The sequence below is a fragment of the Olsenella sp. Marseille-QA0557 genome (genome assembly GCF_965119725.1).
Classification (GTDB): Bacteria; Actinomycetota; Coriobacteriia; order Coriobacteriales; family Atopobiaceae; genus Coprovicinus; species Coprovicinus avistercoris.
Window position 1 is genome coordinate 1,559,811 of the sequence record NZ_CBCPMI010000001.1, and the last position, 13,806, is coordinate 1,573,616.

13 protein-coding genes are annotated in these 13,806 nt (G+C 51.3%); 12 read left to right on the forward strand and 1 reads right to left on the reverse strand.

What is annotated here, in order from left to right; translation table 11 throughout:
- Positions 1-28 precede the first annotated feature (28 nt).
- From fabF to ACQY6Y_RS07150, 10 genes are all read left to right on the forward strand, one after another.
- Complete coding sequence (fabF, locus tag ACQY6Y_RS07105) at positions 29-1,273, forward strand: beta-ketoacyl-ACP synthase II (protein ID WP_428379616.1); 1,245 nt, start codon at positions 29-31, stop codon at positions 1,271-1,273.
- Positions 1,274-1,281: 8 nt separating this feature from the next.
- The gene (accB, locus tag ACQY6Y_RS07110; protein WP_428379617.1) at positions 1,282-1,797 is read left to right on the forward strand and encodes an acetyl-CoA carboxylase biotin carboxyl carrier protein; all 516 of its coding nucleotides are present in this window, start codon (positions 1,282-1,284) and stop codon (positions 1,795-1,797) included.
- Between the two features lie 8 nt (positions 1,798-1,805).
- The gene (fabZ, locus tag ACQY6Y_RS07115) at positions 1,806-2,240 is read left to right on the forward strand and encodes a 3-hydroxyacyl-ACP dehydratase FabZ (RefSeq protein WP_428379619.1); all 435 of its coding nucleotides are present in this window, start codon (positions 1,806-1,808) and stop codon (positions 2,238-2,240) included.
- A gap of 2 nt (positions 2,241-2,242) precedes the next feature.
- Positions 2,243-3,580 (forward strand): acetyl-CoA carboxylase biotin carboxylase subunit, encoded by a 1,338-nt coding sequence (locus ACQY6Y_RS07120; RefSeq protein WP_428379620.1) that lies wholly within the window; start codon positions 2,243-2,245, stop codon positions 3,578-3,580.
- On the forward strand, positions 3,567-5,456 hold the full coding sequence (gene accA, locus ACQY6Y_RS07125; protein WP_428379621.1) for an acetyl-CoA carboxylase carboxyl transferase subunit alpha: 1,890 nt from the start codon (positions 3,567-3,569) through the stop codon (positions 5,454-5,456). Before ACQY6Y_RS07120 ends, accA begins: the two co-directional genes overlap by 14 nt.
- Positions 5,450-6,316, forward strand: a complete 867-nt coding sequence (locus ACQY6Y_RS07130) for a DegV family protein (protein ID WP_428379622.1) — start codon at positions 5,450-5,452, stop codon at positions 6,314-6,316. The genes accA and ACQY6Y_RS07130 overlap by 7 nt, the downstream gene beginning before the upstream one ends.
- A gap of 39 nt (positions 6,317-6,355) precedes the next feature.
- The gene (gene priA, locus ACQY6Y_RS07135) at positions 6,356-8,710 is read left to right on the forward strand and encodes a replication restart helicase PriA (RefSeq protein ID WP_428379623.1); all 2,355 of its coding nucleotides are present in this window, start codon (positions 6,356-6,358) and stop codon (positions 8,708-8,710) included.
- A gap of 136 nt (positions 8,711-8,846) precedes the next feature.
- Complete coding sequence (gene def, locus ACQY6Y_RS07140; protein ID WP_428379625.1) at positions 8,847-9,386, forward strand: peptide deformylase; 540 nt, start codon at positions 8,847-8,849, stop codon at positions 9,384-9,386.
- A gap of 10 nt (positions 9,387-9,396) precedes the next feature.
- The gene (gene fmt, locus ACQY6Y_RS07145; protein WP_428379626.1) at positions 9,397-10,329 is read left to right on the forward strand and encodes a methionyl-tRNA formyltransferase; all 933 of its coding nucleotides are present in this window, start codon (positions 9,397-9,399) and stop codon (positions 10,327-10,329) included.
- Positions 10,314-11,789 (forward strand): RsmB/NOP family class I SAM-dependent RNA methyltransferase, encoded by a 1,476-nt coding sequence (locus ACQY6Y_RS07150; RefSeq protein ID WP_428379627.1) that lies wholly within the window; start codon positions 10,314-10,316, stop codon positions 11,787-11,789. The genes fmt and ACQY6Y_RS07150 overlap by 16 nt, the downstream gene beginning before the upstream one ends.
- Before the next feature lie 50 nt (positions 11,790-11,839).
- Here ACQY6Y_RS07150 and ACQY6Y_RS07155 read toward each other — a convergent pair whose 3' ends face one another.
- On the reverse strand, positions 11,840-12,088 hold the full coding sequence (locus ACQY6Y_RS07155; protein ID WP_428379628.1) for an FmdB family zinc ribbon protein: 249 nt from the start codon (positions 12,086-12,088) through the stop codon (positions 11,840-11,842).
- Positions 12,089-12,307: 219 nt separating this feature from the next.
- Here ACQY6Y_RS07155 and ACQY6Y_RS07160 point away from each other — a divergent pair, with 219 nt between their 5' ends.
- The gene (locus tag ACQY6Y_RS07160; RefSeq protein ID WP_428379629.1) at positions 12,308-12,991 is read left to right on the forward strand and encodes an HAD family hydrolase; all 684 of its coding nucleotides are present in this window, start codon (positions 12,308-12,310) and stop codon (positions 12,989-12,991) included.
- Positions 12,991-13,755, forward strand: coding sequence for a thiamine diphosphokinase (locus ACQY6Y_RS07165; RefSeq protein WP_428379630.1), 765 nt, complete (start codon positions 12,991-12,993; stop codon positions 13,753-13,755). The genes ACQY6Y_RS07160 and ACQY6Y_RS07165 overlap by 1 nt, the downstream gene beginning before the upstream one ends.
- Positions 13,756-13,806 lie beyond the last annotated feature (51 nt).

The following is a 13,806-nucleotide window of genomic DNA, read 5'->3' on the forward strand; positions in this document are numbered from 1 at the left end:
ACGGTCGCGGTAGGTTAGGAGAAAATACATGGAGCGCAGAGTCGCCATTACCGGTTTGGGAGCCATTACACCTGTAGGTAATACAGCAGCTGAGAGCTGGGAGTCGCTTAAGGCTGGTAAATCAGGTATTGGCCCTATTACGAAGTTCGATGCTTCGAATCAGCGAGTAAAAGTTGCTGCCGAGGTAAAAAACTTCGATGCTCGTGAGGTTTTTGGCGTTGCTGAGGCTCGCCGTAACGACCCCTTCGTCCATTATGCAATCGTTGCTGCCAATGAGGCTGTTGCTGATGCTGGTCTTGATGGCGAAGACGTGATAGACCGAGAGCGTCTGGGCGTATATGTTGGCTCAGGTGTTGGTGGTATTGAGTCAACGGTAGTAAACGAGGACGCACTGGTTAAGAGCGGCCCCAATCGTGTTTCTCCCTTTAGTATTCCAGCCATGATTTCCAATATGGCTGCAGGCCAAATTGCTATTCGCCATAAATGCTATGGTCCTACCCTTCCGGTAGTTACCGCGTGTGCCACCTCTACGCATGCGATCGGCGAGGCATTCCGCGCAATTAAGCATGGCTATGCTGACGCCATCATTGCGGGTGGCTCTGAGGCTCCTATCGTTCCTGTTGCGGTGGCTGGCTTTGCAAATGCCAAGGCTTTAACGCGCAATCCTGATCCTGCAACGGCATGCCGTCCGTTTGACGCAAATCGTGATGGCTTTGTCATGGGCGAAGGTGCAGCAATTCTTGTGCTTGAAGAAATGGAGCACGCTCTTGCACGCGGCGCTCACATCTATGCTGAGATTTGCGGCTATGGAAATACATGCGATGCGTATCACATTACCAGCCCCGATCCCAATGCGGCAGGTATTGCTCGTGCTATCTCCCAGGCTGTTACAGAAGCCGATTGCGATCCTTCCGAAGGCCTTTATATCAATGCACATGGCACATCAACCAAGCTTAATGATGCCTCCGAAACAGCTGGTATTAAGCTTGCTCTTGGTGAGGAAGCTGCTCATGAAGTAAAGATTTCTTCCACAAAGTCGATGACAGGTCATATGCTTGGTGCCGCCGGTGCTATCGAGGCCCTTGCATCTGTCAAAGTTCTGGAAGAAAAGATTGTGCCGCCGACCATCAATCTTGTTGATGCTGATCCAGACTGTGATCTCGATTACACACCAGGTTCTGCAGTGGAGTTTGATGCCAAGTGGGCACTTTCCGACTCCCTCGGCTTTGGTGGCCACAATGCCGCACTCGTTTTCAAGGCATTTGAGGATTAGGAGGACCCATGATCGATTCCAGCATTCTTGCAGACTATGCTCGTGTGTTACGTGAAAATGGTCTGACACGCTTGCGGGTTGAAGAGGGAGCTCAGGTGGTAGAGCTTGAGTGTGCTCCTACAGCCCCGCTTGCTGCACCATCGCTTCCTGTGGCTCCGGTTGCCCCTGCTGCACCGGCTGGAGTCCCAGCCGCTCCGGCACCCGCACCTGCAGCTCCTGTCGTCCAGGAAGAACTCGTTGCTCCTGAGGCACCCTTAGATCCTGATGACAAACCCCTCGACATGTCTAAGACAGTTGACGTCACAGCGCCGATGGTAGGCGTATTCTACGCTGCTCCATCTCCAGGCGCTGAGCCCTTTGTACATGTGGGTTCAAAGGTAAAGAAGGGTGATACCCTCTGCGTTATTGAGGCCATGAAGCTCATGAATGAGGTTGTGGCTGAGCAGGACGGTGAAGTGGTGGATATCTGTGTGTCCGATGGTGAGCTTGTTGAGTTTGGCGGCACGCTCATGAAACTTATCTAGGAGGAATCGTGGATAAAGAGCAACTTAAAGAGCTTTTGCCGCACCGCGAGCCCATGCTGCTGCTCGATGATGCTGAGGTTATCGATGGTGAAGCTATCGGACATATCACCATTACGGGTGAGGATTTTTTTGTCCAGGGACACTTCCCAGGAAATCCTGTAGTACCTGGCGTCATTCTTTGTGAAATGCTTGCCCAGAACTGCTGTGTTCTTCTCGGACAGAATGAGGCTGCTAAGGGTTGCACGCCAATGTATACCAGCCTGGATAAGGTTCGTTTTAAGAGTCCGGTTCGCCCTGGCGATACGGTCGAACTCAAATGTTCCATCACGCGCGAGCGTGGGATTTTCCACTTCGCTCATGGTGAGGCATCCGTAGATGGTCATCTTTGCTGTGTAGCGGATATGTCCTTTGCACTTGTTCCCGGTGAGAAGAGCGGCGAGTAAGTATGTTCGAAAAAATTCTCGTTGCAAACCGCGGTGAAATTGCTGTTCGCGTTATTCGCGCCTGCAAGGAAATGGGCGTGAAGACCGTAGCGGTGTATTCAACAGCTGATGCCGGTGCTTTCCATGTACAAATTGCGGATGAGGCGTACTGCATTGGTGGGCCACGCCCCCAGGAAAGCTATCTCAATATGGATGCCATTCTTACAGTGGCGCTTGAGAGTGGTGCCGTTGCAATTCATCCAGGTTATGGCTTTCTTTCTGAGTCGGCAGAATTTGCCCGTCGTTGTCGTGAATGCGGCATTGCCTTTGTGGGTCCCAGCCCCGAAGTCATAGAGCGAATGGGTGATAAGGACGAAGCACGCCGTACTGCTCGTGAGGCAAAGGTGCCCATTGTTGAGGGTTCCGACCTCCTCGTTGATGCCGATGATGCAGAAAAACAGGCCGCCCGAATTGGTTTTCCTTTGCTGATTAAGGCTCGTGCTGGCGGCGGTGGCCGCGGCATTCGTAAGGTGTCTGATCCTTCCGAGGTGCGTGCAGCATATTTAGCTGCTAGCTCTGAGGCGGAAGCTGCATTCGGTGATGGCGGTTGTTACATGGAGCGCTTTATTCATCCGGCACACCATGTTGAAGTTCAGATTCTTGCCGATCAAGCAGGAAATGTTGTGAGCTTGGGTGAGCGCGAGTGTTCGGTACAGCGTCATAACCAAAAGCTGCTTGAGGAAAGTCCCAGCCCCTCTATCACGCAAGAAGTTCGTGAGCATATGCATGAAGCTGCTCGCAACTTAGCACGTGCTGTGGGATATGTCGGTGTGGGTACGATCGAGTATCTCTACTCCGATGATGGCACGTTTGCTTTTATGGAAATGAATACTCGTCTTCAAGTCGAGCATCCTGTTACCGAAATGGTGACGGGTCTTGATTTGGTGAAGTGGCATCTCAGAGTTGCCTCTGGTGCTGAACTGCCATTCACCCAGGATGATGTGCATGTCTCCGGCCATGCCATCGAGTGCCGCATCAATGCGGAGACCCCAGAGTTTTTGCCCTCTTGTGGTCGCATCAATACCCTGCATGTGCCTGGCGGGCCATGGGTCCGTTTTGATACCGCGCTGTTCCAGGGTGCTGAGGTTCCGCCGTTTTACGACTCGATGCTTGGCAAGCTGATCGTTTCTTCACCTTCCCGTGAAGAGGCTATTCGCAAAATGCGTTCTGCCCTTGGTGAGCTTGTAATCGAGGGCGTAGAAGAGAATTCAGAACTGCAGCTTGATATTCTCTCTAACCCCGAGTTTGTCTCGGGAATCTATCACACCGATCTCATGGAGCATCTCTATGCCGAGGGATAAAAAACACAAGAGCATTAACGTTCTTGAAGGACCAGCAACTGAAGTACCTGTTGAAGTTCCTGACAGGCATCTGCTTGTTAAGTGTCCATCGTGCCGTCGTGTTGTAGATGCCGACACGCTTGCCGACAATTTAAACGTTTGTCCCCGTTGTGGGTTCCCTATGCGCGTTGGAGCTCGTCGTCGTCTTGCAATGACGGTGGACGCCGGCAGCTTTGAGGAACTCGACCACGATTTGTCGGTAAACAACTACCTCAATTTCCCCGGATACGATGAGAAGCTCGAGCGTGCTCGTCGCCGCTCAGGGGAGCGCGATGCAGTTATTACCGGCATTGCTTCTATTGGCGGTTGTTATACAGCACTCTTTATCATGGATGCCGACTTCATGATGGGCTCGATGGGCTCGGTTGTTGGTGAGAAAATTTGCCGTCTGTTTGAGCGTGCTACCAAGCTTGGGCTTCCGGTTGTCGGCTTTACCGTTTCTGGTGGTGCACGTATGCAAGAGGGCGTAACATCCCTTATGCAAATGGCAAAGGTTTCTGCTGCTGTTCGCCGTCACTCTGATGCGGGTTTGCTCTATATCTGCGTTCTCACCGATCCTACATGCGGTGGAGTTACGGCAAGCTTTGCTATGGAGGGCGACATTACTATTTCGGAGCCTGGTGCCCTTATTGGCTTTGCTGGCCCACGCGTGGTTGAGCAGACAACGCACAAGCGACTTCCCGCTGGATTCCAAAGTGCAGAATTCCAGCTTGAGCATGGTTTTGTCGATCGTATTGTCCGCAGACAAGATCTTCCGGCTACCTTGTCGGTCCTTCTTGCGTTCCACGGAGCAACACGCTATCTCGCGCCCGATACGGATGAACATCCCGAGGTAACGGCAAAACCGCTCACCGATCCACTTCCTGTGGTAACACCGCCCATTGTTCCTGAGGTTCACCCCGACAATCCTTCAGAGGCCCCCGATCCTATTCGGACGCTCCTTGAAACTTCTCCGGTAAGCAAGGTTTTGGATAGTCATCCTCAGCAAGAAGAGCCGCTGCCTGAGAAGGACACCGATACAACATCTGCCACTGAGGATGGGGCAGAGCGTCCGCGTGCATACGACTTGCTCGCAAAGGTTCGTTCAGGAGATCATGAGACGGTCCTGCCCCTTATTGAACAGGCGTTCTCTGGATTCCTCGAGTTTCATGGCGACAGGCTCTATGGAGATGATGGAGCGGTTGTAGGCGGTATTGCTTTGTTGGGTCGTCGACCGGTTACGGTTATCGGCACTGAGCGTGGTCGCAACACCAAAGATCGCGTGGCGCGTAATTTTGGTTCTGCTCATCCCGAGGGATACCGCAAGGCCTTGCGTCTCATGCGTGAGGCTGAGAAATTTGGCCGTCCGATTATTTGTCTCGTTGATACGTCGGGTGCCTACTGTGGCATTGGCGCCGAGGAGCGCGGTGAAGGCGAAGCTATTGCAAGCAATCTCATGGCAATGAGTGGTCTTAAGGTGCCCATCATTAGCGTCATTGTTGGTGAAGGTGGCAGTGGTGGTGCTCTTGCTCTGGCACTCGGTGATCGCGTCTTTATGCTTTCTGGCGCAATCTATTCTGTTGTAAGCCCAGAGGGAGCAGCTTCTATCCTTTGGAAAGATCCTAAACGCGCCCCCGAAGCAGCTGATGCTTTGCGTATTACGGCCCCTGACCTTCTTGAGCTGGGAATTATTGACGATGTGATCGACGATGCAGCACTTGGTTCTCAGACATTTGCTTCCGCGTTTGCGGCACGGCTTGAGAAGGAATTCGATGAGCTTTCAGCTCTTAGCACAGAAGAGCTGATAAACCAGCGTTATCAGCGCTACCGCAACATGGGAGCTGATCACATATGCTAAAAATTGTGACTGACTCCACCTGCTGTTTAACCCAGGCTGAAGCTGAAGAACTTGGAGTTATCGTACTGCCCATGCAGTACGTGGTAGACGGTGTTCGTCATGATGAGAAGCCTCAGGGGGAGAATGGCGACTACGAGAAGCTTTTCTCCCATGCGCAAGAAATTGCTACTGAGCCCGTATACCCTGCTCATTTTGCTGAAGTATTCCGTCAGTTGCTCAACGAGCATGATGATGTGCTTTGCATAACAATGTCAGGGCGCCTCTCGGGCGTTTACCGCGCAGCTTGTGATGCTCGTGATGCCGTTATCGCTCAGACAGCTTCCGAAGATCTTGATGCTCACCTGCGTCTTGTTGATTCTCGTCTTACGGTTGCTGCACTCGAGCAGTGCTTGCGCTATGCTCGTCGCCTTGCCGATGAGAACAAATCGCTTGAAGAGATAGCGCAAGCGGTTGAGCAGTATCGCGATGAAGTACGCATTGCCTTTGCGGTTCCAGACATGAAACCTCTCCGAAAGAGCGGTAGATTGGGAGCAACGCATCGGTCGGTTATGCGTCTTCTCGATCGCTGGCCAGTCTTCTCACTGGATGCAGGTGGCATTCGAAGTGAAGGTTCGGGAAAAGGTTCCGCAGGAGCTGCGCGAGCCCTTATCAATCTGGTGGAATCTGGAGCGCATGAAGTCATTGTCTCAACGTTTGGCGCTTCATCCGAATCCATAGCTCGCAACATCATGATTGAGCTGCGTCGCCGTTTTCCTCATACAAAAGTGCTGGTCAAAGATGGTGGACCAGTCATTGCAAGCCATATTGGCACCGGCGCCGTTAGTATTACATGGGTTGCTACGGAGTCTTTATCGCATTAAAGTTCTTCGTGCATGGCGTATAAGTGCGCGGAGGTGGTTATGGTATACGCACAGGTTGCGCTCGACATATCCACCCGCGCACTTGATTGTGCTTTTGATTATGGTGTGCCAGAAGCTTTAGAGAGCCAGGCTGTAGTTGGCGCCACCGTATTGGTTTCTTTCGGCCACCGTCAGGCCGTAGGTTATATCGTTTCCCTTTCAGATCGGCCTTCTGCCAAGATACGTGCCGATCATATTTTGCCCATTCAACAGGTGTTGGTTAGCTCTTCTTTTGACGAAGTGGCAGCTCAACTTGCACTTTGGATTGCAAAAGAATACGCCTGTCCTTTATCGGAAGCGCTTCATCCTTTTCTTCCCCCAGGCCAAAGCGTGCGTGTGCGCAAACGAACAGCCTGTCCTGTAGATACTGCAGCTCATGAAAAAGAAGATAGCCCGCATACCATGTGGGAGCTTGTGTGTGAGCAGGCAGGTCCTGTGGATGATAGATGGGTTTGCCTTACCGAGGAAGGCAAGTCGTTTGTGCCTTCGCGCAGGGCTTCCCGTCAGAGAGCGATAGTATCAGCGCTTGCCGCAGGACCGTCGCGCATGGCGGAGCTTGTGGCTACCATACCCGGGGCATCGTCGGTTGTCAGTACCCTGGAGCGTCGCGGTATCGTTGCGGTAGAGAGTCGCAGGCGTGTGCGCGGTTCAGCAGAACAAACGACGACCCTTTCAAGCGCTATAGCGCATCGTCCGGAGCATCTTACCCAAGGACAGGAAGAAGCCCTTCTTGCTATTCGCGAGGCAATTGCAGCTCAGCGAGGCGATGTGGTGCTTGTTGACGGTGTGACAGGCTCGGGCAAGACAGAAGTATATCTTGCTGCTATTGAGCATGTTTTACGCCAAGGAAAGGGTGCAATTGTTCTTGTCCCTGAGATCTCTTTAACGGCTCAAACCGTGGGTCGTTTCCGAAGCCGTTTTGGCGACGACGTGGCAGTTTTGCATTCCCGTCTTTCTGTCGGAGAACGTTTTGATCAGTGGGATCTTATCCATAGGGGAGATGTGCACGTTGTAGTTGGTGCGCGTTCTGCCCTTTTTGCTCCGCTTACCAATGTTGGTCTTATCGTGGTTGATGAGGAACATGAAGCTTCGTATAAGCAGGATTCAGCGCCACGCTATCATGCTCGTGAGGTAGCGGCAAAGCTTGCACAACTGCGTGGAGCTGCGCTTGTCTTGGGCAGTGCAACTCCTTCACTCGAGAGTCTCGAGCGTTGTCAACGTCCAACTTATCGCGATGCAGTCTGGCGTCGTGTTGTCATGGATGAACGCCCTGGAAAAGCCCAGTTACCCACCGTCAAAATTGCGGATATGACGCAGGAGTTTGCTGTGGGTAATCGATCGATTTTCTCACGAGATCTGCGCCAAGCTCTTCTCGATATCGAGGAGCGTCGAGAAAAAGCGGTGCTGCTGCTCAATCGTCGTGGTTTTGCTACGTTTTTGATGTGTCGTGAGTGCGGGTGTGTGCCCACCTGTCCCCATTGTTCAACTTCTTTGGCCTATCACGAACGTACACATGCGCTTGTTTGTCATACGTGTGGACGCTCATGGCCAACACGTGCTTGGCCTGATCCTTCGACATCATGTCCAAACTGTGGCAGTCGTTACTTGGGACAGTTTGGTGTTGGCACACAGCGTGTTGAGGATGAGTTGCAGGCGCTTTTGGGTGACGATGTTTCAATCATCCGCATGGATGCTGACACTACCCGTACAAAAGGAGCACATCAGCGTCTCCTGGAACGTTTTGATGCCAGTGATTGTGCGGTGCTTATTGGCACACAAATGGTTGCAAAAGGTCTGGACTTTCCAGAGGTTACCCTTGTGGGTGTAGTAAACGCCGATACCACCCTCAAATTGCCCGATTTTCGTGCTGCAGAACGTACTTATGATCTGCTTGAGCAGGTTGCAGGCAGAGCTGGACGAGGGGACCGACCAGGGCGTGTCATTATCCAAACGTATTGGGCTAGCCATCCCGCAATCGCTTCGGTCGCCACACACGATCGTTCGACTTTTCTTGCAAGCGAGCTGGATAGTCGCCGGGAAGCGTACTATCCACCATTTGCGCGACTAACCAATGTTGTGGTGTGGGGGCTTGATGCAAAGAAGGTAAGAGATGCGGCGAATGAGATTGCTACACAAGCTCGCCAGGAGGCTTCCCATCGAGATGGGTGGCATGTGTTGGGTCCCGCCGAATGTGCACGTGGTCGTGTAAAAGATAGAACTCGGTGGCACGTACTGATAAAAACACCTACGAATGCGGATCCGGGGCCAGTCTTGAGTGCATGCGTATCTCACCTGGGCTCCTTAGCGAAGCATGTGCGTGTTGCAATTGATGTTGATGCATACGACCTTATGTAATCCCCTCATGGTTTGGGCTTCTCAGAGTTCAGTCGCGCGTTGTGGTGCATAAGCGGGTATCATGACGAATGAATAAGTGATGAGTTGTTGTACGGCAAACGTTTTGCTTGGTGCAACACGATGTAAAGGAGCTCAGATGAGCGCAATTGACGATATTGTTCTATCTCCGGATCCTCGCCTGAAAAAGCAGTGTGCTCCTATTGAGCATATTGATGATACGGTTCGCAAACTTGCTCAGCGCATGCTGGAGGATATGTATGCAGCAGGCGGTTGCGGACTTGCTGCGCCCCAGGTAGGCGAGAACATCCGCCTGGTTGTTATCGATGTTGATTACGGCGATGCACCTAAAAATCCTTACGTTCTTATCAACCCCACAATTGTTGAGAGCTCTCAAGAACTCGTTGCTGGGAGTGAAGGATGCCTTTCATTTCCAGGCATTTCTGTAACCGTAGAGCGTCCTAATCGCGTCGTCGTGCATGCCCTTAATCTTGATGGCGACATGATTGAATATACTGCCGAGAACAACCTTATGTGCGTTTGCTTGCAGCATGAGATCGACCATCTTGATGGCACAACGATGATTGATCATCTCTCTCCAACAGCTCGCGCTCGTGCACTTCGTGAGTATGAGCAGGCGCGTGAAGCTGGTGCTCAACCAGGAGATACTGAAGTATAAGGAGGAATGCATGCGCGTTGTCTTTATGGGTACTCCTGAGTTTGCAGTACCGTCTCTGCGTGCGCTTGCGTCTGCTCATGATGTTGTGTTGGTAGTAACACGCCCCGATGCTGTGCGTGCGCGCGGTAAGCGTCTCGAACCTTCGCCGGTTAAGATTGCCGCCGAAGAGCTCGGTCTTGAAGTGCTTGAAACTTCTCGGATGACACCGGAGGTTCAAGATAAGCTTTCCGCGGCAGCGGCAGATGTGTTTTGTGTTGCTGCATATGGATGCATCCTGCCCGATACGATGCTTTCTATGGCACCTTTGGGGTGTGTTAATGTCCACGCGTCATTGTTGCCACGCTGGAGGGGAGCAGCTCCCATCCAGCGAGCTATTCTCGCGGGGGATAGTGAGACAGGCGTTTCAATTATGCGTATTGGAAAAGGGGTTGATACTGGCCCGTATTGCGCGCAAGCATCCTGCTCTATTGAAGATAAAACAACGACTGAACTCACCGATGAGTTGGCTCATCTTGGTGCCGACCTCTTGGTAAAGACCCTGCCAGCTCTCGCAGATGGCACACTCGAATGGGTCGAGCAGGATGAGGCATATGTTACCCATGCTGCTAAGGTTGAGAAAAGCGAAATGCATCTCGATCCATCTGTTACGGCGGAACAAAATCTTCGTATTGTGCGAGCTGCAACAGATGCTGCTCCAGCACGTTTGAGCGTTGGTAATCGTAAATTGCGCGCTTGTACGGCCTGTGCGCTGCCTGAAGAAGCAAGCGTATCGGTTGATGCTGGCTTCGCTCGTTTTGTGTCTGGTCATGTTTATGTAGGTTGTGCAGACAGACCACTAGAGCTGCTACGTGTTAAACCCGATGGAAAACGTGAGATGGATGCATCTGCGTGGGCAGCTGGGTTTAGAGAGCTGAAACAGGGTGTGTTGTGGGCGCGCGATTAGCTCCAGCACGCAGTGCTGCCCTTGCAGTTCTAGGAGATATTCGGAGGAATCAGGCTCATGCCCGAGATGCTCTGCGCAATTCTACGCGGCTTGGCAAGTTGTCCGTGCAAGATGTTGCACTTGTAGAGCGTCTGGTTCTTGGTGTTAGTGCAACCTTAGGTCTTCTCGATAAGCTCTACGGCGCGTATCTTTCAAAAAAGAGCAGCTTGGAGCCGCGCGTGCGCGATGCTCTGCGCCTAGCAACATTTGAGCTGTGCTATCTTTCTACGCCTCAGGCTGTTGCTGTAAGTCAGGGTGTAGAGCTGGTGAGATCAGTTGCACCGAGAGCAGCTGGTTTGGCGAATGCAGTCCTAAGAAAAGTGGGAAGTATTGAAGCTGACCGCATAACAAAAGCGCGAGAAGAGCTCTCTTCTCGGTATCTGTCTGAGAAAAATGGTTCTGGGGATACAGATTCTGCACCTGAGCAAGCGCTGTCTCTTGTGGCTGGCTGGCCTGTTTGGTTAACGCGGCGTATTGTGCAAAGCGTGGGATTTTCTGCTGCCTACAAAATGGCCTGTTGTACCTTGGATGCGGCTCCCTTGTGGGTTTCTGGCAATACAGCGTTACATACTGCTGAACAAACACAGGAGTTGCTGTGCTCACTTGGGTTAGAGCCTCTCAATACGCCACTACCCGACGTATTTCGTCTCTCATCTGCGGCAGGTCTTGGCAGGTCAGGCTTGGTGAGCTCAGGGGATCTTGTCGTCAGTGATCTGTCGGCACGTCTCATTGTTTTGCTGGCATCTCCGCGTCCTGGATCGCATGTGTTGGAAATAGGTCAGGGGCGAGGTACAAAAACATTGCTGCTTGAAGCTGCGGCATCTCAGCGGGGTGGTCCAGCAACTATTGTGGGTGTGGACAAGATACCGTTTAAAGTTCGCGTTGCAGAAAAACGCCTGCGCAGCTGGCAGCCATATGTAACTTGTCTCAAAGCCGATGCCTGCGCGCTTTTAGGTCCTGTTGCAGGGCTTCCTGCACCCGATAGAGAAGATGGTCTCTTTGACGAGGTATTTGTTGATGTGCCTTGTTCAGGAACCGGTACGCTGCGTCGCCATCCAGAGATAGCTTGGAGTCTTTCTGAGGATGCACTTGATCCTCATAACACTCATTCATTGCCGGTGCTGCAACAATCAATTTTGCGAGCTGCTGCTACTCGTGTTCGGGCAGGCGGAATACTTGTGTATTCAACCTGTTCTGTTCTTAAGGAAGAATGTGAGGATGTTGTTCAGGCATTCCTCAACGAGCAGCGCGATAAATTTGTTTTAATCCCTGCAGATGAAGCTGCACAACAACTGCCTGATGACGTACAAACAATGATATTGCGTGCGGTAACGCCGGATGGCATGTTTGCTTCACGCCCTGCTGAAGAGGGGCCTGATGGACATTTTTGTGCCCTCTTTCAAAATATTGAGAAAAAATAAGGCGCCAGTTGCGTGGCGCCTGCTTCATATACATATCTTGGTGTAGAAAACTAACTTGCACAAGACTCGCAGTTTCCACCAGAGCAGTGTGCACACGAGCTTTTGGAAGAGCTTGAAGAGGTATTGCGCTGATCAGTGTTATAAAAACCTGTGCCTTTAAATGCAATACCTGAAGGCTCGAAGACACGCTCTGCTTTTTGACCGCAGTTCGGGCATGTGATGGTGGGGCGAGCGGTCATAGGGTGCTCAACTTCAAACGTGATATTACAATTGGAACAATGGTAATCATAACGAGCCATGAACGAGAACCTCCGGAAAAGTGATATCCAATGCAACAATGTTGCCTGAGATACTGTACCCAAAATTAAAGTACTGCGGTATGACAAACAAAACCTCTCTTAGAGAAAAGATAATTACTTTGTTGTTTGTCTACAGTATTGTTCCAAGATAATGCATAGCTTTACTATGATTCGCGACAAGTTGTTCACGAGCAATGCTCTATGAGAGAGGGAAATGTTATGGCTATCGAGGGAGCCATTTTTGACTGTGATGGAACGCTGGTAGATTCCATGCCCATGTGGCATGAAGTTGTACTTCGGCTTCTCGAAAAGCATAATCTTGAGCTCAACGTTCATACACGTGAACTACTCAATAAAATTGAGCCGCTTTCAGTACCGGATAAGTGCGATATTTTTGCTGAAGAGATCCATGATGGTTCAACCGGTGAGAGTCTCTTCGAAGAATTGTGCGCACTCGTCCGATATGAATATGAACATTCTATTCAGCCATACCCTGGAGCAAGAGAGCTGTTGGATGCTTTTGAGCAGGCTGGTATTCCTATGGTAATAGCAACCTCTACAGGTGAAGCGGAAGTACGAGCACTGTTTGAAACACATGGCATGAGTAAGTATTTCAGCGGCATTGTGAGTGCTGAGGACCTTAAGCTTACAAAGACCGAACCAACTATCTACTATCGTGCGCAAGAGATTATCGGCACACCAACAAAAACAACCTGGGTATTCGAAGATGCGCCGTTCGGCTTGGCAACAGCCCAGAAGGCGGGCTTTCCAACCGTATGCATCTACAACGGGCATGATGGACGCGATGAAGCATTTCTGCATGATCATGCAACGGTTTTCTCATTTGAATATCAGAATGTATCGCTCAAGCAATTGCAGCAGATGCCTCTTGAGGTGGACTAATGGAGCGAGGTTCTTCTCCATCAGAAAGCAAGAAGCGGTTCCGCGCTCTTCTCGTTGGTGGATCGCCTGAACCGAGTTCTCTCGAGCTCGTTCGCGAGCTTGCGCATGATTCGGAAATGGTGGTAGGTGTAGACCGCGGGGCAAATGTCTGCTTAGCCGCTGGCATTGTCTGTGATCTGTTTGTAGGAGATGCCGATACTATTTCTCCTGAGGCGCTTGCATGGGTTAAGAAGACATGTCCTGATGAGGAGCTTTTTGATACCGAGAAATATGCCACCGACTTAGCATTGGCTTTTCTTTCTTTGCGAGAGAGATATGGATTGAGTGCGCCTGGGGTTACTCAGTTACGTGCTGCTGGCAACAAAGTATTTGGCGAGCGAGAAGCGGTTTCAAATGCAACTCTCGCGGGTCAGGTAGCTGTGAGTTGCGCATCTGGAGGAAAGCCAGACCACTTATTGGGCGTTTTTGGAACTTTGGCTGAAAATGCCGATCTCTCGCCAGTTCTCATCGAAGATAACTTTGAATGTCATATTTTGTCGCCCGGCGGAACAAAAGACTGGGAGATTGCTTCTACTTATGCAGGATCAACGTTTTCGCTTTTTGCCTTAGCTCCTGATACGTATGTAAGTGAGCAGGGGATGGAATGGGATCTTGAGAGGCGTTACATCCCAGTTCTTTCTGACCTAGGTGTTTCCAATGTAATAGGTCCGGATGGAGCACGCTGCACGTGTCATAGTGGGGTAGCAGCTGCCTTTTTGCGATAACGAGAAAAATTTGAAGATTTTGAACCCTGTGTCTCGAATCGTCAGAGGGAT